The organism is Pseudomonas sp. B21-021, from assembly GCF_024749205.1.
Classification (GTDB): domain Bacteria; phylum Pseudomonadota; class Gammaproteobacteria; order Pseudomonadales; family Pseudomonadaceae; genus Aquipseudomonas; species Aquipseudomonas paraglycinae.
Map to the genome: position 1 here is coordinate 2283474 of NZ_CP087192.1, position 17898 is coordinate 2301371.

The window sequence follows — 17898 nt, forward strand, 5'->3', positions numbered from 1 at the left end:
AAATGGCAACGATCAAGGATGTGGCGGCACTTGCAGGAATTTCCTACACGACCGTGTCCCATGTAGTAAACAAGACCCGACCGGTGAGTGAAGAGGTGCGGCTCAAGGTCGAGGCGGCAATCAAGAGCCTCGACTATGTGCCGAGCGCGGTGGCCCGTTCGCTGAAAGCGAAAACCACCGCCACCATTGGCTTGCTGGTGCCCAACAGCCTCAACCCGTACTTCGCCGAACTGGCGCGCGGGATCGAGGATTACTGCGAGCGTAACGGCTACTGCGTGATTCTCTGCAACTCCGACGACAACCCGGACAAGCAGCGCAGCTACCTGCGGGTCCTGCTGGAAAAGCGCATCGACGGCTTGATCGTTGCCTCGGCGGGTGGCGACAGCGGTCTGGCGCAAGGACTGGCGGGCGTAAAGACGCCGATGGTGATCGTCGACCGTGGACTCGAAGGCGTGGACGCCGACCTGGTGCGCATCGATCACGAATATGGCGCGTACCTCGCGACGCGGCATCTGCTTGAGCTTGGTCATCGCGACATCGCCACGATCGGTGGTCCGGCCAGCACCAGTGTTGCGCAAATGCGTCAGGCCGGTTTTGCTCGAGCGCTGAAAGAGGCGGGTGTTGAAGTGTCCCCGTCGCGCATGCTGGAAAGCGACTTCACCAGCACTGGTGGTTACAACGCTGCTTCCATCCTGCTTGAACGTAACCCTCCGAGCGCGATCTTCGCCGGTAACGACATGATTGGCATAGGTGTGTTGCGGGCCGCTGCGGAACGCAACGTGCGCGTGCCCGCCGAACTGTCGGTGATCGGCTTCGACGATATCCAGATGAGTCGTTACGTGTATCCAGCGCTGACGACTGTGGGCCAGTCGATCCTTCAGTTGGGTGAGATGGCGGCGGAAGTCTTGTTGCGAAGAATTGCTACGCCGGGTCTGGCGACGGATCAGCGGATCGTGACCCCGAGTATTGTCCTGCGCGAATCGACTGCACCGCTGTCCGGCGTGTTCACCGAATACCGCTGAAACGAATTGAAGAGTAGTGATGTATGTCCGCAAATGTAGTGGTAATAGGCAGCCTGAACATGGATCTGGTCACCCGGGCGCCGCGCTTGCCCCGGGGTGGTGAGACGCTGATCGGCCATTCCTTCGCAACCGTGTCCGGTGGCAAGGGTGCCAATCAGGCGGTGGCTGCTGCGCGGCTGGGTGCGAAGGTGTCGATGGTCGGCTGTGTCGGCAACGATGACTATGGCGTGCAGTTGCGCGACGCGTTGCTGGCCGAGCAGATCGATTGTCGGGCGGTCAGCGTGGTGGAGGATTCCAGTGGCGTGGCGCTGATCGTGGTCGATGACAACAGTCAGAACGCGATTGTCATCGTGGCCGGTGCCAATGGTTCGATGACTCCGGCGGTCATCGACCGGTTCGACGCCGTGCTGCAAGCGGCCGACGTGATCATCTGCCAGCTGGAAATCCCCGATGCCACGGTAGGCCATGCGTTGAAACGCGGACGTGAACTGGGCAAGACGGTCATCCTCAACCCGGCGCCGGCCAGTCGCCCGCTGCCGGCGGACTGGTTTGCCGCCATCGATTACCTGATTCCCAACGAGAGCGAGGCCGCCGCCCTAAGCGGTTTGCCGGTGGATTCGCTGGAGAGCGCTGAAAAAGCCGCTGCGCACCTGATTTCACTGGGCGCCGGCAAGGTCATCATCACGCTGGGGGCTCAAGGCTCATTGTTCGCCAACGGCACGGGTTACCAGCATTTTCCTGCACCCAAAGTGAAGGCTGTCGATACCACTGCCGCCGGGGATACCTTTGTCGGCGGATTTGCGGCGGCACTGGCGGCCGGCAAAACCGAGGCCGAGGCCATTCGTTTCGGGCAGGTCGCTGCGGCCCTGTCGGTTACCCGGGCAGGTGCCCAGCCGTCCATTCCCACTACCTCCGACGTACAGGCATTCAAACCCGCATGAAAAAGACTCCTTTGCTCAATGTCGCCCTGTCGCGGCTGATTGCTTCCCTCGGCCACGGCGACATGGTCGTGATCGGCGATGCCGGCCTGCCGGTACCGCCGGGTGTCGAGTTGATCGACCTGGCGTTGACGCACGGCGTTCCGGATTTCGTCAGCACCCTGAAAGTCGTGCTCAGCGAGATGCAGGTGGAAAGCCACGCACTGGCCAAGGAGATTTTCGACAAGCAACCGACCGCGCTTTCCACGCTGGACGAGCTGAATGACGAAGGCTCACTGGGGCGGCGTGACCTGCTCAGTCACGAGCAATTCAAAGTACTCAGTCGACAGGCACGAGCGATTGTTCGTACGGGCGAATGCCAGCCGTACTGCAACATCGTGCTGGTGTCTGGAGTTACGTTCTAAACAGGGTTCGCCCCTTTTGATTTCATCTGCACAAGGAATGCGCCATGCACCGCTATGCTCAAAAAATGCATCAATTGATTCGGAGTCTGCTGCTTTTGTCCGTAATAACCGCGACCGGCGCCCAGGCGGCGGAAAAAATCGACCTGATCATCGACACCGATCCGGGCGCCGACGACGTGGTCGCCCTGTTGTTTGCCCTGGCCTCACCGGAAGAACTGAACATTCGCGCGTTGACCACCGTGGCCGGCAATGTGCGTCTGGACAAGACTTCGCGCAATGCGCGGTTGGCCCGTGAGTGGGCAGGGCGGGAAGAGATTCCGGTGTACGCCGGCGCGCCGAAACCGCTGATGCGCACGCCGATCTACGCCGAAAACATCCATGGCAAGGAAGGCCTGTCGGGTGTCACCGTGCACGAGCCGAAAAAAGGCCTGGCCAAAGGCAATGCGGTCAACTACCTGATCGACACCCTGAAAAAAGCCAAGCCGCACAGCATCACCATCGCGATGCTCGGCCCGCAGACCAATCTGGCTCTGGCGCTGATCCAGGAGCCGGAGATCGTTCAGGGGATCAAGGAAGTGGTGATCATGGGTGGCGCCCACTTCAATGGCGGCAACATCACGCCAGTGGCCGAATTCAACCTGTACGCCGATCCGCAAGCAGCGGAAGTGGTGCTCAAAAGTGGCGTGAAACTGACTTACCTGCCGCTGGACGTGACCCACAAGATCCTGACCAGCGATGCGCGCCTGAAGCAGATTGCGGCGCTGAACAACAATGCGAGCAAGATTGTCGGCGACATCCTCAACGAGTACATCAAAGGCGATATGGAGCACTACGGCATTCCGGGTGGCCCGGTGCATGACGCCACCGTCGTGGCTTATCTGCTCAAGCCTGAGCTGTTCACTGGCCGGTCGGTAAATGTGGTGGTCGACAGCCGCGAAGGCCCGACCTTCGGCCAGACCATTGTCGACTGGTATGACGGCCTCAAGGCGCCGAAGAACGCCTTCTGGGTGGAGACGGCGATGCCCAGGGCTTCTTCGATCTGCTGACCGAACGTCTCAAACGTCTGAAGTAAGCCATATGCCCGCAGGTGCCAGCTTGCGGGCTTTTACTCCCTCTCGGTGTCCGATGTTCCTTTGAAGTCATCTGGATACTTCTCGAACAACTGGGCGATGAATGACTGCGCGCCTTGCGTTCCCAGCGTCTTCACCAGCAAGTCAATGCTGATCAATGCCAATTCCTCCGGACTGCCCGGACTGTAAGAACTGTGCCCTTGTGGCCAGGTGGCCTTGATGTCGGCGGTAATGCTTACGGTGGTCATGGCAAGGCTCGGTCGCGGGATCGGAGTTTTGAGTTAACCACTTTGCCGAGCGTTTGGCACTGCGACTTAGGCATGAGCGCAGGGCTATGCGACACTTGGTCGTTTCCGCAAAAAAAACAAGGATTGCGCTGTGCAGATCGATTTGAATAGTCCCGACGGCCTGACCCTTGATGCTGTCCGCCGGATGCTGGCGTCGGCCAGTGATGACGAACACACCCAACTGCGCGTGACCAAGGGCGGGATTGCCTATATCTCTTCGGGTGTCACTGGCGGTCAGGACATCGATGGCCTGCTGTTTCGTCTGGAGACCTGGGCAAAAGGCTCGGGATACGTGGGAAATGTCGCAGCCAGCGACGAAGTCTGGGTCATGCAGATTTTTAATGCGCTCAAGGACAACTGGCCGAATCCGCCTTACGACTACATTGATGTCTACTGAGCGTCATTAATATTCAGTGACGTTTTACGGGGTGATGCTTCAGGTGTTGCTCAGGCACACTCGGCGTTTTTCCGATCGTGGGGCAGGGTGATAGCACTCACCGTGAAACCAAACGCCGTATTGGCGGTCGCACGATCTCTGCTCAAAATTGAAATAAGGAGGCTTCAATGCCTTGGAAGTTCGCGTCACTGGGTGCACTGATGGCCGTTGCTCTGTTGGCTGGTTGCTCTACGACCTCCAGCGAGTCGCAGAAGGAACCCGTGGCGACTGAGGCCGGACATGGTCGTTGTGAAGCATCGGCAGCGGAGTTCGCTCTCGGCAAGAAAGCTTCGCCGGAGCTGTTGGAGCAGGCACGCAAGAAAGCCGGTGCGCAGAACGCCCGCTTCCTCAAGCCTAATGACATGATTACTTTGGAGTACCGTTCCGATCGCCTTAACCTGAATACCGATCAGAACCTGGTGATCACCCGCGTCAACTGCGGCTGAGCCTTCGGGCTTTTGTTTCACCCATAAAAAACCCCGTCACATGGACGGGGTTTTTTTAGTGCGCCGGGAAATTACTCTGGGCGAACTTGTGCAGCTTGCATACCCTTTTGGCCTTTCTCAGCCACGAAGGAAACGGTCTGGCCTTCTTTCAGGCTTTTGAAACCGTCAGTTTCGATAGCTTTGAAGTGTACGAACAGGTCGTCACCGCCACCTTGAGGAGTGATGAAGCCGAAGCCTTTTTCATCGTTGAACCATTTAACGGTGCCGGTTTGGCGATTAGACATGGTGTATCTCCAAGAAACATATATTTTCAGTAGTACTGTGCTGCTCAGGCCAACTGGGCACACCGGGGTATCATAGTCGAAATGTTCGCTTTGGTAGCCCCCCGGACGTGCTGTTTGCCAATCAGTCGTGTTTTCTTTACTGCCTGTTTCGGCTGGAGGCCCCGGTTTATAAGGCCTCGAGCGAAAAATAAAGACAACAAAAAAACCTGTAAAACCTGCATAAATCGTACGAAAAGGCCTGATTCAGATGCTTTTCAGCAGTGCTGGGGGCAGTGAAAAGGCCTGTTTCATCATTTTTTCGCCGGGGTATTGGCCTTGCATTTGGCAATTTGCCCCAAGGCTTTCTGTTGCAGTTCAGGCGTGGCCTTGTTGTCCATCAATGCCTGAATGTCGCTGGCCGGGTAGGACTTGATGGCATCGGCACCGCACGCGCAGTGGGATTTTGCGGCAGCGGCACCGATTTGCGGAGTGGCCGCCTGGGTGCACTGAGCCATGTATTTCTCACGCTCGCCCTTTGGCCAGTCAGCGTGGGCGCTCAGCGGCAGCAGCAAAACGAGGGGGGCGACTGCAGCAAGCAGGGTATTAAGACGCATGCGAGGATGCTCCTTGTGGGTCAATGTCTTGTTATCTGAGGGCCGGAAGGCCAATCAAGTTCAGCACTCTGGCATAAAACAGACGATTTGCCTCTCGGTAAAAGCCAGAGTGCATCGGTGACCGTTCATCTGTGCTAGCATGCCTCGCTCGGGCGTTCGCAGGCTCCGGATGACCTTCAGTCCCGGTAGCGGCAGTGCACGAATTTTCTGATTTGAATCCCAGTCACTCTGGTTCGGTTTTCCGGTTGGCCGCAAGGCTCCTGCCGCTGTAAGGCAGGCGTTCGTCATTGAATGGCCTGGATCGGATCTTGTACTGGCTCATCCCAACCCACGTGACCTTTGGTAGGGGTCACCACTAGGAGAGGAGGCGCCATGCCAACTATTACTCTTCCCGACGGCAGTCAACGTTCATTCGATCACCCGGTTTCCGTAGCCGAGGTCGCCGCATCCATTGGTGCAGGTCTGGCCAAGGCCACCGTGGCCGGCAAGGTCAACGGCAAGCTGGTCGACGCCTGCGATATCATCGACAGCGACGCGACGCTGCAAATCATCACGCCAAAGGATGAAGAGGGGCTGGAGATCATTCGCCACTCTTGCGCCCACCTTGTCGGCCATGCGGTCAAGCAGCTGTACCCGACTGCAAAAATGGTCATCGGGCCGGTTATCGACGAAGGCTTCTATTACGACATCGCCTTCGAGCGTCCTTTTACTCCGGACGACATGGCGGCCATCGAACAGCGCATGCAACAGCTGATCGATACAGAATATGACGTCATCAAGAAAGTCACTCCGCGTGCCGAAGTGATCGAAGTGTTCAAGGCCCGTGGCGAGGACTACAAGCTGCGTCTGGTCGAAGACATGCCGAACGAGCAGGCCATGGGCCTGTACTATCACGAAGAATACGTCGACATGTGCCGCGGTCCGCACGTGCCGAACACCCGCTTCCTGAAATCCTTCAAGCTGACCAAGCTGTCCGGCGCCTACTGGCGCGGTGATGCCAAGAACGAGCAATTGCAGCGCGTTTATGGCACCGCGTGGGCAGACAAGAAGCAACTGGCTGCTTACATCCAGCGTATCGAAGAAGCTGAAAAGCGCGATCACCGCAAGATCGGCAAGCGCCTGGGCCTGTTTCACACTCAGGAAGAAGCGCCGGGCATGGTGTTCTGGCACCCGAATGGCTGGACGCTGTACCAGGTACTCGAGCAGTACATGCGCAAGGTGCAGCGCGACAACGGCTATCTCGAGATCAAGACGCCGCAAGTCGTTGACCGCAGCCTGTGGGAGAAATCCGGGCACTGGGCCAACTACGCCGACAACATGTTCACCACTGAGTCGGAAAGCCGCGACTACGCCATCAAGCCGATGAACTGCCCTTGCCACGTGCAAGTGTTCAACCAGGGCCTGAAGAGCTACCGTGAGCTGCCGATGCGTCTGGCTGAGTTCGGTGCCTGCCACCGTAACGAGCCGTCGGGTGCGTTGCACGGCATCATGCGTGTGCGCGCGTTCACTCAGGACGACGCCCACATCTTCTGTACCGAAGAGCAGATGCAGGCTGAATCCGCTGCGTTCATCAAGCTGACCATGGATGTTTACCGCGACTTCGGCTTTACCGATGTCGAGATGAAACTCTCCACTCGTCCGGAAAAACGCGTCGGTTCCGACGAGCTGTGGGATCGCGCCGAAGCAGCCCTGGCTGCAGCCCTTGATAGCGCTGGCCTGCCGTACGATCTGCAGCCGGGTGAGGGTGCGTTCTACGGTCCGAAGATTGAATTCTCGCTGAAAGATTGCCTCGGCCGCGTGTGGCAGTGTGGTACCTTGCAGCTCGATTTCAACCTGCCTGTGCGTCTGGGGGCCGAATACGTCTCCGAAGACAACAGCCGCAAGCATCCGGTGATGTTGCACCGTGCGATACTCGGTTCGTTCGAGCGTTTCGTCGGGATTCTGATCGAGCACTACGAAGGTGCATTCCCTGCGTGGCTGGCGCCAACCCAGGCAGTGATCATGAATATCACTGATAAACAGGCAGATTTCGTCGCTCAGGTCGAAAAAACTCTCAACGAAAGCGGGTTTCGTGCCAAGTCCGACTTGAGAAATGAAAAGATCGGCTTTAAAATCCGCGAGCATACTTTGCTCAAGGTTCCATATCTCTTGGTTATTGGGGATAAGGAAGTCGAGATGCAGACTGTCGCTGTGCGTACTCGTGAAGGTGCTGACCTGGGCTCGATGCCCGTCGCCCAGTTCGCTGAGTTTCTCGCGCAAGCGGTTTCCCGGCGTGGTCGCCCAGATTCGGAGTAATTATTATTAAGCGTGAAATGAGACAAGATAAACGAGCTGCACCGAAAGCCCCGATCAACGAGAATATCTCGGCACGCGAGGTTCGGTTAATTGGCGCTGATGGCGAGCAGATTGGCATCGTCTCGATTGATGAAGCGCTTCGTATTGCTGAAGAAGCAAAGCTTGATCTGGTAGAAATCTCTGCAGACGCAGTCCCACCGGTTTGCCGGGTGATGGACTACGGCAAATCGATCTTCGAAAAGAAGAAGCAGATTGCTGCGGCGAAGAAAAACCAGAAGCAGATTCAGGTAAAAGAAATCAAGTTTCGTCCAGGGACGGAGGAAGGGGATTACCAGGTAAAACTGCGCAACCTGGTACGTTTCCTGAGTGACGGGGACAGGGCCAAGGTATCCTTGCGATTCCGCGGCCGTGAGATGGCCCACCAGGAGCTGGGGATGGAACTCCTCAAGCGGGTTGAAGCTGACCTGCTCGAGTACGGTTCGGTCGAACAGCATCCTAAGATGGAAGGACGCCAGCTGATCATGGTCATCGCCCCGAAAAAGAAGAAGTAATCAACAGGGCACGGCAGGCCTTCTGATTATGTTTATCAACTGAATGCGGAGTATCCGAACATGCCAAAGATGAAAACCAAAAGTGGTGCTGCTAAGCGGTTTCTGAAAACTGCTAACGGTATCAAGCACAAGCACGCTTTCAAGAGCCACATCCTGACCAAAATGTCGACCAAGCGTAAGCGTCAACTGCGCGGTAGCAGCTTGCTGCATCCGTCTGACGTGGCAAAAGTCGAGCGCATGCTGCGCCTTCGTTAATTTTTGGATCAAGAATAGAGGAAGTAACTCATGGCTCGTGTAAAGCGTGGCGTCATTGCCCGTAAACGTCACAAAAAAATTCTGAAACTTGCTAAAGGCTACTACGGCGCACGCTCCCGCGTATTCCGTGTTGCCAAGCAAGCGGTAATCAAGGCAGGCCAATACGCCTACCGTGACCGTCGTCAGAAAAAACGTCAGTTCCGCGCTCTGTGGATCGCTCGTATCAACGCTGGTGCTCGTGTTAACGGTCTGTCCTACAGCCGTTTCATCGCTGGCCTGAAAAAAGCGTCCATCGAGATCGACCGTAAGGTTCTGGCTGATCTGGCAGTGAACGAAAAAGCGGTGTTTGCTGCGATTGTCGAGAAAGCTAAAGCCACCTTGGCTTAAGTACCCCCGACAATCACCCGGCCCCACCTCCGTGGGGCCAGGTGGTAAACGTCTTAAATAGGGGAAGAGCCTTCAAGCTCTTCCCCTATTTTGTATCTGGAGTCTGTACATGGAAAACCTGGATGCGCTGGTCTCTCAAGCACTAGAGGCTGTGCAAAGCGCTGAAGATATCAATGCCCTGGAGCAAATCCGGGTTCAATACCTTGGCAAAAAGGGTGAATTGACTCAGGTGATGAAGACCCTGGGGAATTTGCCGGCAGAAGAGCGTCCGCAGGTCGGCGCCCTGATCAACGTTGCCAAGGAACGTGTCACAGGCGTTCTCAATGCGCGCATGGCTCTGTTTGAGGAAGCCGAACTGGCTGCCAAACTGTCTGCCGAATCCATTGACGTGACCCTGCCGGGCCGTGGTCAGACCTCCGGTGGTCTGCATCCGGTAACCCGGACTCTGGAACGTATCGAACAGTTCTTCACCCATATTGGCTACGGCATTGCCGAAGGCCCTGAGGTCGAAGACGACTATCACAACTTCGAGGCGCTCAACATCCCAGGCCACCACCCGGCCCGGTCGATGCATGACACCTTCTATTTCAACGCCAATATGTTGCTGCGCACCCATACCTCGCCGGTACAGGTCCGCACCATGGAATCGAAAAAGCCGCCGATCCGCATCGTCTGCCCAGGCCGTGTGTACCGCAGCGACTCCGATATCACCCATTCGCCAATGTTCCACCAGGTCGAAGGCCTGCTGGTCGATCGCGATATCAACTTCGCCGACCTCAAAGGCACGATCGAAGAGTTCCTGCGGGTGTTCTTCGAAAAAGAACTGGCCGTGCGTTTCCGTCCTTCGTACTTCCCGTTCACCGAGCCTTCCGCCGAAGTCGACATGGAATGCGTGATGTGCAGCGGTAAAGGCTGCCGCGTCTGCAAACAGACTGGCTGGCTGGAAGTGATGGGCTGCGGCATGGTTCACCCGAACGTGTTGCGCATGTCCGGGATCGATCCGGAAGAGTTCTCGGGCTTTGCCTTCGGCATGGGCGTTGAGCGTCTGGCCATGCTGCGTTACGGCGTGAACGACTTGCGTCTGTTCTTCGACAACGACTTGCGGTTCCTCGCGCAATTTCGCTAGTCGTAACGAATTCTTAGGAGAGCAGGATGAAATTCAGTGAACAATGGCTGCGTGGCTGGGTCAGCCCGCAGGTAGATCGCGACGCGCTGGTTGCACGTCTGTCGATGGCCGGTCTTGAGGTCGATAGCGTTACGCCGGCCGCCGGTGTTTTCAGTGGCGTGGTCGTGGGTGAGGTGCTCAGCACCGAGCAGCACCCCGATGCCGACAAATTGCGCGTGTGCCAGGTCAGCAACGGCGCGGAAACTTTCCAGGTCGTGTGCGGTGCGCCAAACGTGCGTCCGGGCCTGAAGATTCCGTTCGCGATGATTGGTGCCGAGCTGCCGGGCGACTTCAAGATCAAGAAGGCCAAGCTGCGCGGTGTCGAGTCCAACGGCATGCTGTGCTCGCAATCCGAGTTGCAGGTCGGTGAAGGCAATGACGGTCTGATGGAGCTGCCGGCCGATGCGCCGGTAGGTGAAGATTTCCGTGTTTATCTGGACCTGGAAGACGCCAGCATCGAAGTCGACCTGACTCCGAACCGTGGCGACTGCCTGTCCCTGGCCGGTCTGGCCCGTGAAGTCGGCGCGCTGTACGACGCTCCGGTTACTCGTCCGGTGGTGATGACCGTTCCTGCGGTGCACGACGAAGTGCGCTCGGTAGAAGTCCTGGCACCTGCTGCCTGCCCGCGTTACCTGGGCCGGGTCATCCGCAACGTTGACCTGTCCAGGCCAACCCCGCTGTGGATGGTTGAGCGCCTGCGTCGCGCCGAAGTCCGCAGCATCGACGCTGCTGTCGACATCACCAACTACGTGATGCTTGAGCTGGGTCAGCCGCTGCACGCCTTCGATCTCGCCGAAATCAATGGCGGCATCCGTGTACGTATGGCGGAAGAGGGCGAGAAGCTCGTGCTGCTCGACGGTCAGGAAGTCAGCCTGCGCAGCGATACGCTGGTGATCGCCGACCACACTCGCGCTCTGGCCATTGCCGGCGTGATGGGTGGCGAGCACAGCGGCGTATCCGCGACCACTCGCGACGTATTCCTCGAAAGTGCGTTCTTCGACCAGATCGCTGTGGCGGGCAAGGCTCGTTCCTACGGTCTGCACACCGACGCTTCGCACCGCTACGAGCGCGGTGTGGACTGGCAACTGGCCCGTGAAGCCATGGAACGCGCCACTGGCCTGCTGCTGGAAATCACCGGTGGCGAAGCCGGCCCGATCATCGAGACCGTCAGCGAGCAGCACCTGCCGTCGATCGCGCCGATCACCCTGCGTGCTCAGCGCATCACCCAGATGCTGGGTATGGAAATGGATTCGGCCGAAGTCGAGCGTCTGCTCAACGCTTTGGGTCTGAAGGTTTCCGCCGACGGAGCAGGGCAGTGGCGCGTAGAAGTGCCGAGCCATCGCTTCGATATCAGCCTGGAAGTCGATCTGATCGAAGAGCTGGCACGTCTGTATGGTTACAACCGCCTGCCGGTTCGTTACCCGCAAGCTCGTCTGGCGCCACAGGCCAAGGCCGAAGCGCGCAGCGATCTGCCGGAGCTGCGTCGTCTGCTGGTTGCTCGCGGTTATCAGGAAGCGATCACTTACAGCTTCATCGATCCGAAGCAATTCGAGCTGTTCAACCCGGGCGTCGAACCGCTGCTGTTGGCGAACCCGATCTCCAATGACATGGCCGCCATGCGTTCGTCGCTGTGGCCGGGTCTGGTCAAGGCGTTGCAGCACAACCTCAATCGTCAGCAGGATCGTGTTCGTCTGTTCGAGAGTGGTCTGCGCTTCGTCGGTCAGCTGGAAGGTCTGAAGCAAGAGCCGATGATCGCCGGTGTGGTATGCGGCAGCCGTCTGCCGGAAGGCTGGGCGCAAGGTCGCGATACCGTCGACTTCTTCGACGTCAAGGCTGACGTAGAAGCAGTGCTGGGCTTTGCCGGTGCGCTGGATCAGTTCACTTTTGCACCGGGCAAACACCCTGCGCTGCATCCAGGCCAGACCGCACGCATCGAGCGGGAAGGGCGTGAAGTCGGCTTTATCGGCGCGATTCACCCTGAGCTGTCGAAATCCCTGGGTCTCGACCGTCCGGTATTCGTCTTCGAGCTGGTTCTGGCTGAAGTCGCTCTGGGTAAAATGCCGAAATTCCACGAGTTGTCGCGCTTTCCTGAAGTGCGTCGTGACCTGGCACTGATTGCGCACAAAGACGTTGCAGCCTCGGCTGTACTGGACGTAATCCGTGAAAATGCAGGCGAATGGCTGACAGACCTCAGGCTATTTGACGTGTATCAGGGTAAAGGCATTGATCCTGATAGAAAAAGCCTCGCAGTCGGCTTGACCTGGCAGCATCCATCGCGCACTCTTAATGACGATGAGGTGAATTCGACGACGCAAAATATCCTCACCTCGCTCGAACAAAGGTTGAACGCCACGTTAAGGAAGTGACGTATGGGGGCTTTGACGAAAGCTGAGATGGCGGAACGTCTGTATGAAGAGCTGGGCCTGAACAAGCGGGAAGCCAAGGAATTGGTTGAACTGTTTTTCGAGGAAATCAGGCACGCTCTTGAAGACAACGAGCAGGTCAAATTGTCGGGTTTCGGCAATTTCGACCTTCGGGACAAACGCCAGCGGCCTGGCCGCAACCCGAAAACGGGGGAAGAAATCCCGATCACGGCTCGCCGTGTGGTCACCTTTCGTCCAGGGCAGAAGTTGAAGGCCCGAGTTGAGGCTTATGCTGGAACCAAGTCATAACGACGAACTACCCGTCATCCCGGGCAAACGCTACTTCACCATCGGTGAAGTCAGCGAGCTGTGTGCGGTAAAACCACACGTGCTGCGCTACTGGGAGCAGGAGTTTCCTCAACTCAACCCCGTCAAACGCCGCGGAAACCGCCGGTATTATCAGCGCCAGGACGTGCTGATGATCCGGCAGATCCGCGCGCTCCTTTACGATCAGGGGTTCACCATCGGCGGCGCGCGCCTGCGCCTGTCCGGCGATGAAGCCAAAGACGACACCACTCAATACAAGCAAATGATCCGCCAGATGATCGCCGAGCTCGAAGATGTTCTGGTGGTTCTCAAGAAATAATTTCCTGCTTTTAAATACTTCCAGTTTTCAAAAGCTTGCGATATATTCTTGAGCGTTCTTCGAGATGGAGAACGAGTTTCAAACCTAGTCGGGGCGTAGCGCAGTCCGGTAGCGCACTAGCATGGGGTGCTAGGGGTCGAGTGTTCGAATCACTCCGTCCCGACCATATAATTCAATGACTTAGCCCAACTTTAGCGAGTTGGGCTTTTTCATGCGCAGGGACTTTTGCAGGGGATCCCAGTTTCCTCTTCAGTAAATTCAGACACTCAAGCCGATCATCCCCGATCGGCTTTTTTGTGCCCACACAAAACTAGCCAGTGATCTCACGGACAGACACCCAGCGCCGCTCCTCAGCCGCGACCCGAATCGCCGTCGCCAGCCTCTCAACTTCAAATGCCTCTTCAAAATCAGTCCCGGTTTGCCCGTTCCCCGCCAACGCCATGATCAGCTCATGCACTTCCAGTGTTTTAAGCTCGTTGTAACCCAGTTGATGTCCCGGCGCCGGGCTGAATGCTGCGTAGCCGGGCAAGTCCGGTCCTGCGAGTAAACGCTGGAAACCACCCTGGCCGGCGCGACACAGGCGTAGCTCGTTCAAACGCTCCTGATCGAACGCCAGGGTGCCTCGGGTGCCGCTGATTTCGAAGCTCAGATGATTCTTGTAGCCATGCTTGAGCCAACTGCTGCTGAAGGTGCCGCGTGCGCCGCTGGCAAAGCGAAGCAGCGCATGGGCCTGATCGTCGACCGCAATGCGGCGTTGTTCCTGGCTGCCGGTTGTGGCCGGGCGCTGGCCATGGACGGTCTGGGAGTCGGCGCACACCGCTTCGACATCACCCATTAGATAGCGCGCCATGGCGAGCAGGTGACTGCCCAGATCCGCTAGGGCGCCACCGGCATGTTCGGGTTCGCAGCGCCACGACCAGGGGGAGGCTGGATCGGCCATGAAATCTTCGCTGAACTCACCTTGAAAGCTGATGATCTCGCCGAGTTCGCCACTCAGGATCAGCTCGCGTGCCAGGCCGATGAGCGGGTTGTGTTGGTAGTTGTAGCCGACCCGGGTGACGACGCCGGCATGCTTCGCCGCCACGTGCATGGCATGAGCTTGTTCAAGATTCACCGCCAATGGCTTTTCGCAGTAAACCGGTTTGCCGGCAGCAAGGGCTGCCATGGCCATCGGGTAGTGCAGGTGATTGGGTGTGGTGATGGCGATCAGGTTGACCTTGGGGTCATCGATCAATCGCTGCCAGTCGCCATGGGCCTGCTCAAAACCCCAGGCGGTGGCGCAGGCTTGTGCGCGTGCGGGATCGGCGTCAGCCAGGGCGGCCAGGCGAAGGGTGAAGGGCAGTTCGAATGCCCCGCCGACATTGCGAAAGGCCAGGGCGTGGGCGCGCCCCATGAAGCCCGTGCCGATAAGGCCGATTCCGAGTTCACGCATGACAGGATCCTTTGAGTTCTTGTTTTCAGAGATCCTGTTTATAGAATAAATATTCCCTGCATTCAAATAATGGAATAAATATTTTGAATTGCCGCATTCGCTGGGATGCCGGTGTTCCGGTCAGTCTTCAAAGCCGACCTGCTCGTGAATCTCGTCCACCTTCAACTCCAGTCGATAGGCCACGGCGATAAACAGCGCCTGGCAAAGGCACAGGGTCGCACTCAAGGAACGGAACGCAAACGAACTGCCTTCGTTGACCAGCAGCAGGGTGTTGGCGCGTTTGGCCAGGGGCGAGAGATTGCTGTCGGTGATGATCAGGGTTTTCGCCTGATGGTGCTGGGCGATGCGCAGGCAATGCTGGGTTTCCTTGCCGTACGGCGTGAAGCTGATGGCGATCACCAGGTCATTGGCGCGCACGCTGCGCATCTGCTCGCGATAGCTGCCGCCGAGGCCCGAGACAAGGTGGATGCGCTTGTTGGTGTGTTGCAGGTTGTAGACCAGATAGTCCGCCACCGCGAACGAGCGGCGCACGCCGACCACGTAGATATTGTCGGCATTGACCACCAGGTCCACGGCCTTTTCGAAAGCCTGGTCATCGAGTTCCTGCCCCAGGCGTTCGATGCCCGACAGGGTGGCGTCGATGCACTCGCGGGCCAGATCGCCACCACTGGCTTTCTGCGACTTGTTGGCGATCATGCTGCGGATGCGCTGCTGGTAGTTCTGCACCGGCGTGGCTTTGTGGGTATACGCCTCGCGGAACAGCGCCTGCATTTCACTGAAACCGCTGAAGCCGAAACGCTGGGAAAACCGCACGATGGCCGACGGGTGCACTTCGCACTCGCGAGCGATGTCGCTGATGCGGTCGACCATGATCCGGTCGCTTTGCTGGCTCATGTAACTGGCGATGCGTTTGAGCTGGCGCGGCAGGCTTTCGTATTCAGTGGTGATGAGCTGCAGCAGACGCTCGGCATTGATCGGGGGGCTGGCAAGATCGCTCTCGGGCGTGCTCTCGGCGGTAGCCGGCTGATCGGTGCGGGACATAAATAATCCTTCTGGCTTGTTCTTATAGGAACGGTTACGTCTCGTCCCCTGACAATAGTTTGGCTGTGCGCAGTCTACAGGCTCGGCCCCGACAAAATCTTGGGCTTGCGCCAGCGCGATGCCTGCTGAAACGATGCACTGCCTCTGGAGCGCCTGCACTGAAGTTTATTGGAAAAAATATTCCACATGAAAAATAATTGGAATATTTATTGATTGTTCGATCCGGCTCGTTTTAGTCTGCATCCACCAAGAGTGTCCGGCGCGGTCACCGCGTTGGGTACAGGCTGATAAAAATAACAGGAGCCAGCATGGGCCAGACTCGTTTTGCCAGTGGACGTCAATTGGATCTGATTTGCCTCGGACGCCTCGGCGTCGACCTCTATGCGCAGCAAGTCGGGGCACGGCTGGAGGATGTGAGCAGCTTCGCCAAATACCTCGGCGGCTCCTCCGCCAACATCGCGTTCGGCACCGCCCGGCTGGGGCTCAGGTCGGCGATGCTGAGCCGGACCGGCGACGATCACATGGGGCGTTTCCTGATCGAGTCGCTGGCCCGTGAAGGCTGTGATGTCAGCGGCATCAAGGTCGATCCGGAGCGTCTGACCGCCATGGTGCTGCTCGGTCTCAAGGATCGGGAAACCTTTCCCCTGGTTTTCTACCGTGAAAATTGCGCCGACATGGCGTTGCGGGCCGAAGACATCAGCGAAGCCTTTATCGCCTCCAGCAAAGCCTTGCTGATCACCGGCACCCATTTCTCCACCGACGGCGTCTACAAGGCGAGCACCCAGGCGCTGGACTACGCCGAAAAGCACAACGTCAAACGGGTGCTGGACATCGACTACCGTCCGGTCCTGTGGGGGCTCGCCGGCAAGGCGGACGGCGAAACCCGTTTCGTTGCCGATCAGAACGTCACCCAACATGTGCAACAAATCCTCCCGCGCTTCGACCTTGTGGTCGGGACGGAGGAAGAGTTTCTGATGGCCGGCGGTTCAGAGGATTTGCTCACCGCGCTGCGCAATGTCCGACGATTGAGCGCGGCAACCCTGGTGGTCAAGCTCGGCCCGCAAGGTTGCACAGTGATCCACGGGGAGATTCCACAACGTCTTGAAGACGGCGCGATTTATCCCGGCGTGCGAGTCGAAGTGCTGAACGTGCTGGGCGCCGGCGATGCGTTCATGTCGGGTTTCCTCAGCGGTTGGCTGGAGGACGCAAGCGACGAGCGTTGCTGCCAGTTGGCCAATGCCTGCGGTGGACTGGTGGTGTCGCGTCATGCCTGCGCGCCGGCGATGCCGACCCGTGCCGAACTGGATTACCTGTTCAGCAGCCCGGTGCCGATTACCCGTCCGGATCAGGACGTCACCCTGCAACGCCTGCATCAGGTCAGTGTGCCGCGCAAACAGTGGAAGCAATTGTTCATCTTTGCCTTCGACCATCGCGGGCAATTGGTGGAACTGGCCCAGAAGGGCGGACGCGACCTCGGCGCCATCGGCGAACTCAAGCAACTGTTCATCAAGGCCGTGGAGCGGGTCGAAAGCGATTTGCGCGAGCAGGGCATCGAAGCCGATGTCGGGCTGCTGGCGGATCAGCGTTTCGGCCAGGACTCGCTGAACGCCGCGACCGGCCGTGGCTGGTGGGTGGCGCGGCCGGTCGAGGTGCAGGGTTCGCGGCCGCTGGCCTTCGAACACGGGCGCTCGATCGGCAGCAACCTGATCGCCTGGCCGCAAGAACAAATCATCAAATGCCTGGTGCAATTCCACCCGGACGACGAACCGATGCTGCGGCTGGAGCAGGAAGCGCAGATCAAGGCGCTGTATCAGGCGTCACAAGTCAGCGGTCACGAACTGCTGCTGGAAATCATCCCGCCCAAGGATCACCCCTCACCGCATCCCGACGTGTTGTATCGCGCGCTCAAACGCCTCTACAACCTGGGCATCTATCCGGCGTGGTGGAAGATCGAAGCGCAAAGCGCCGAGGAATGGCAACAGCTCGACGAACTGATCCAGGCACGCGATCCCTATTGCCGAGGCGTGGTGCTTCTGGGCCTGAATGCCCCGGCGTCAGCGTTGGCCGAAGGCTTTCAACAGGCCAGTCAGAGCCAGACCTGCCGCGGGTTCGCCGTGGGCCGGACGATTTTCCAGGAGCCGAGCCGCGCCTGGCTGGCCGGGGAAATCGACGACGAGACGCTGATCCGCCAGGTACAGAGCACCTTTGTCGAACTGATCGATGCCTGGCGTACGGCCCGGGCCTGAGCCGCGGTTGAACATTCTAGAAATAACAATAAAAGGT

At 58.2% G+C, this 17898-nt stretch carries 19 protein-coding genes, 1 tRNA gene and 1 pseudogene; 16 read left to right on the forward strand and 5 right to left on the reverse strand.

Going from position 1 to position 17898, the window contains the following annotated elements:
- Positions 1-2 precede the first annotated feature (2 nt).
- From LOY31_RS10155 to LOY31_RS10170, 4 genes and pseudogenes are all read left to right on the forward strand, one after another.
- Complete coding sequence (locus tag LOY31_RS10155; RefSeq protein ID WP_007956014.1) at positions 3-1022, forward strand: LacI family DNA-binding transcriptional regulator; 1020 nt, start codon at positions 3-5, stop codon at positions 1020-1022.
- A gap of 23 nt (positions 1023-1045) precedes the next feature.
- A complete protein-coding gene (rbsK, locus tag LOY31_RS10160; protein WP_258713187.1) occupies positions 1046-1963 on the forward strand; it encodes a ribokinase in 918 nt (305 codons plus the stop codon).
- Positions 1960-2364: a D-ribose pyranase gene (rbsD, locus tag LOY31_RS10165; RefSeq protein ID WP_007956017.1), complete on the forward strand. Its 405-nt coding sequence runs from the start codon at positions 1960-1962 to the stop codon at positions 2362-2364. The genes rbsK and rbsD overlap by 4 nt, the downstream gene beginning before the upstream one ends.
- Positions 2365-2408: 44 nt before the next feature.
- Positions 2409-3436 (forward strand): annotated as a pseudogene (locus LOY31_RS10170) (nucleoside hydrolase).
- A gap of 33 nt (positions 3437-3469) precedes the next feature.
- Here the strand turns inward: LOY31_RS10170 and LOY31_RS10175 are convergent.
- A complete protein-coding gene (locus LOY31_RS10175) occupies positions 3470-3682 on the reverse strand; it encodes a hypothetical protein (protein WP_007956023.1) in 213 nt (70 codons plus the stop codon).
- 130 nt (positions 3683-3812) lie between these two features.
- Here LOY31_RS10175 and LOY31_RS10180 point away from each other — a divergent pair, with 130 nt between their 5' ends.
- Together LOY31_RS10180 and LOY31_RS10185 are read left to right on the forward strand one after the other, a co-directional pair.
- Positions 3813-4118, forward strand: coding sequence for a hypothetical protein (locus tag LOY31_RS10180; RefSeq protein WP_007956024.1), 306 nt, complete (start codon positions 3813-3815; stop codon positions 4116-4118).
- A gap of 167 nt (positions 4119-4285) precedes the next feature.
- The gene (locus LOY31_RS10185; RefSeq protein ID WP_007956025.1) at positions 4286-4603 is read left to right on the forward strand and encodes an I78 family peptidase inhibitor; all 318 of its coding nucleotides are present in this window, start codon (positions 4286-4288) and stop codon (positions 4601-4603) included.
- A gap of 71 nt (positions 4604-4674) precedes the next feature.
- Here LOY31_RS10185 and LOY31_RS10190 read toward each other — a convergent pair whose 3' ends face one another.
- Positions 4675-4887, reverse strand: a complete 213-nt coding sequence (locus LOY31_RS10190; protein ID WP_007956027.1) for a cold-shock protein — start codon at positions 4885-4887, stop codon at positions 4675-4677.
- A gap of 290 nt (positions 4888-5177) precedes the next feature.
- The gene (locus LOY31_RS10195; protein WP_011333385.1) at positions 5178-5480 is read right to left on the reverse strand and encodes a hypothetical protein; all 303 of its coding nucleotides are present in this window, start codon (positions 5478-5480) and stop codon (positions 5178-5180) included.
- Positions 5481-5852: 372 nt separating this feature from the next.
- Here LOY31_RS10195 and thrS point away from each other — a divergent pair, with 372 nt between their 5' ends.
- The 9 genes from thrS to LOY31_RS10240 all read left to right on the forward strand — a co-directional run bounded on the left by thrS (position 5853) and on the right by LOY31_RS10240 (position 13308).
- Positions 5853-7775 carry a threonine--tRNA ligase gene (thrS, locus tag LOY31_RS10200; protein ID WP_007956031.1) on the forward strand — a complete coding sequence of 641 codons (1923 nt, stop codon included), beginning with the start codon at positions 5853-5855 and terminating at the stop codon, positions 7773-7775.
- The gene (gene infC / locus LOY31_RS10205; RefSeq protein WP_170929410.1) at positions 7775-8326 is read left to right on the forward strand and encodes a translation initiation factor IF-3; all 552 of its coding nucleotides are present in this window, start codon (positions 7775-7777) and stop codon (positions 8324-8326) included. The genes thrS and infC overlap by 1 nt, the downstream gene beginning before the upstream one ends.
- 60 nt (positions 8327-8386) lie before the next feature.
- Positions 8387-8581, forward strand: a complete 195-nt coding sequence (gene rpmI, locus LOY31_RS10210) for a 50S ribosomal protein L35 (protein WP_002553160.1) — start codon at positions 8387-8389, stop codon at positions 8579-8581.
- A 30-nt stretch (positions 8582-8611) separates the two neighbouring features.
- On the forward strand, positions 8612-8968 hold the full coding sequence (gene rplT / locus LOY31_RS10215; protein ID WP_007913489.1) for a 50S ribosomal protein L20: 357 nt from the start codon (positions 8612-8614) through the stop codon (positions 8966-8968).
- 109 nt (positions 8969-9077) lie between these two features.
- Positions 9078-10094 carry a phenylalanine--tRNA ligase subunit alpha gene (gene pheS, locus LOY31_RS10220; protein WP_011333387.1) on the forward strand — a complete coding sequence of 339 codons (1017 nt, stop codon included), beginning with the start codon at positions 9078-9080 and terminating at the stop codon, positions 10092-10094.
- A gap of 26 nt (positions 10095-10120) precedes the next feature.
- Entirely contained in the window at positions 10121-12499 is a 2379-nt protein-coding gene (gene pheT / locus LOY31_RS10225; RefSeq protein WP_085607825.1) for a phenylalanine--tRNA ligase subunit beta, read from the forward strand.
- Positions 12500-12502: 3 nt separating this feature from the next.
- Positions 12503-12805, forward strand: a complete 303-nt coding sequence (gene ihfA, locus LOY31_RS10230) for an integration host factor subunit alpha (RefSeq protein WP_002553164.1) — start codon at positions 12503-12505, stop codon at positions 12803-12805.
- The gene (locus LOY31_RS10235) at positions 12786-13142 is read left to right on the forward strand and encodes a MerR family transcriptional regulator (protein ID WP_003179985.1); all 357 of its coding nucleotides are present in this window, start codon (positions 12786-12788) and stop codon (positions 13140-13142) included. The genes ihfA and LOY31_RS10235 overlap by 20 nt, the downstream gene beginning before the upstream one ends.
- A gap of 89 nt (positions 13143-13231) precedes the next feature.
- A tRNA-Pro gene (locus LOY31_RS10240) sits at positions 13232-13308 on the forward strand.
- 144 nt (positions 13309-13452) lie between these two features.
- On the opposite strand, the gene LOY31_RS10245 is transcribed toward LOY31_RS10240, so the two are convergent.
- Positions 13453-14574 carry a Gfo/Idh/MocA family protein gene (locus LOY31_RS10245; RefSeq protein WP_258713188.1) on the reverse strand — a complete coding sequence of 374 codons (1122 nt, stop codon included), beginning with the start codon at positions 14572-14574 and terminating at the stop codon, positions 13453-13455.
- Positions 14575-14694: 120 nt separating this feature from the next.
- Positions 14695-15615, reverse strand: a complete 921-nt coding sequence (locus LOY31_RS10250) for a MurR/RpiR family transcriptional regulator (protein WP_085607793.1) — start codon at positions 15613-15615, stop codon at positions 14695-14697.
- Between the two features lie 308 nt (positions 15616-15923).
- On the opposite strand from LOY31_RS10250, the gene iolC reads away from it, so the two are divergent.
- Positions 15924-17861, forward strand: coding sequence for a bifunctional 5-dehydro-2-deoxygluconokinase/5-dehydro-2-deoxyphosphogluconate aldolase (iolC, locus tag LOY31_RS10255; protein ID WP_221534597.1), 1938 nt, complete (start codon positions 15924-15926; stop codon positions 17859-17861).
- Positions 17862-17898 lie beyond the last annotated feature (37 nt).

What these genes read in the sequence shown, in the direction of transcription:
- LOY31_RS10155 (WP_007956014.1), top strand. Translation starts at nt 3, where the DNA reads ATGGCAACGATCAAGGATGTGGCGGCACTTGCAGGAATTTCCTACACG.
- rbsK (WP_258713187.1), top strand. Translation starts at nt 1,046, where the DNA reads ATGTCCGCAAATGTAGTGGTAATAGGCAGCCTGAACATGGATCTGGTC.
- rbsD (WP_007956017.1), top strand. Translation starts at nt 1,960, where the DNA reads ATGAAAAAGACTCCTTTGCTCAATGTCGCCCTGTCGCGGCTGATTGCT.
- LOY31_RS10175 (WP_007956023.1), bottom strand. Translation starts at nt 3,682, where the DNA reads ATGACCACCGTAAGCATTACCGCCGACATCAAGGCCACCTGGCCACAA.
- LOY31_RS10185 (WP_007956025.1), top strand. Translation starts at nt 4,286, where the DNA reads ATGCCTTGGAAGTTCGCGTCACTGGGTGCACTGATGGCCGTTGCTCTG.
- LOY31_RS10190 (WP_007956027.1), bottom strand. Translation starts at nt 4,887, where the DNA reads ATGTCTAATCGCCAAACCGGCACCGTTAAATGGTTCAACGATGAAAAA.
- LOY31_RS10195 (WP_011333385.1), bottom strand. Translation starts at nt 5,480, where the DNA reads ATGCGTCTTAATACCCTGCTTGCTGCAGTCGCCCCCCTCGTTTTGCTG.
- thrS (WP_007956031.1), top strand. Translation starts at nt 5,853, where the DNA reads ATGCCAACTATTACTCTTCCCGACGGCAGTCAACGTTCATTCGATCAC.
- rpmI (WP_002553160.1), top strand. Translation starts at nt 8,387, where the DNA reads ATGCCAAAGATGAAAACCAAAAGTGGTGCTGCTAAGCGGTTTCTGAAA.
- rplT (WP_007913489.1), top strand. Translation starts at nt 8,612, where the DNA reads ATGGCTCGTGTAAAGCGTGGCGTCATTGCCCGTAAACGTCACAAAAAA.
- pheS (WP_011333387.1), top strand. Translation starts at nt 9,078, where the DNA reads ATGGAAAACCTGGATGCGCTGGTCTCTCAAGCACTAGAGGCTGTGCAA.
- pheT (WP_085607825.1), top strand. Translation starts at nt 10,121, where the DNA reads ATGAAATTCAGTGAACAATGGCTGCGTGGCTGGGTCAGCCCGCAGGTA.
- ihfA (WP_002553164.1), top strand. Translation starts at nt 12,503, where the DNA reads ATGGGGGCTTTGACGAAAGCTGAGATGGCGGAACGTCTGTATGAAGAG.
- LOY31_RS10235 (WP_003179985.1), top strand. Translation starts at nt 12,786, where the DNA reads ATGCTGGAACCAAGTCATAACGACGAACTACCCGTCATCCCGGGCAAA.
- LOY31_RS10245 (WP_258713188.1), bottom strand. Translation starts at nt 14,574, where the DNA reads ATGCGTGAACTCGGAATCGGCCTTATCGGCACGGGCTTCATGGGGCGC.
- LOY31_RS10250 (WP_085607793.1), bottom strand. Translation starts at nt 15,615, where the DNA reads ATGTCCCGCACCGATCAGCCGGCTACCGCCGAGAGCACGCCCGAGAGC.
- iolC (WP_221534597.1), top strand. Translation starts at nt 15,924, where the DNA reads ATGGGCCAGACTCGTTTTGCCAGTGGACGTCAATTGGATCTGATTTGC.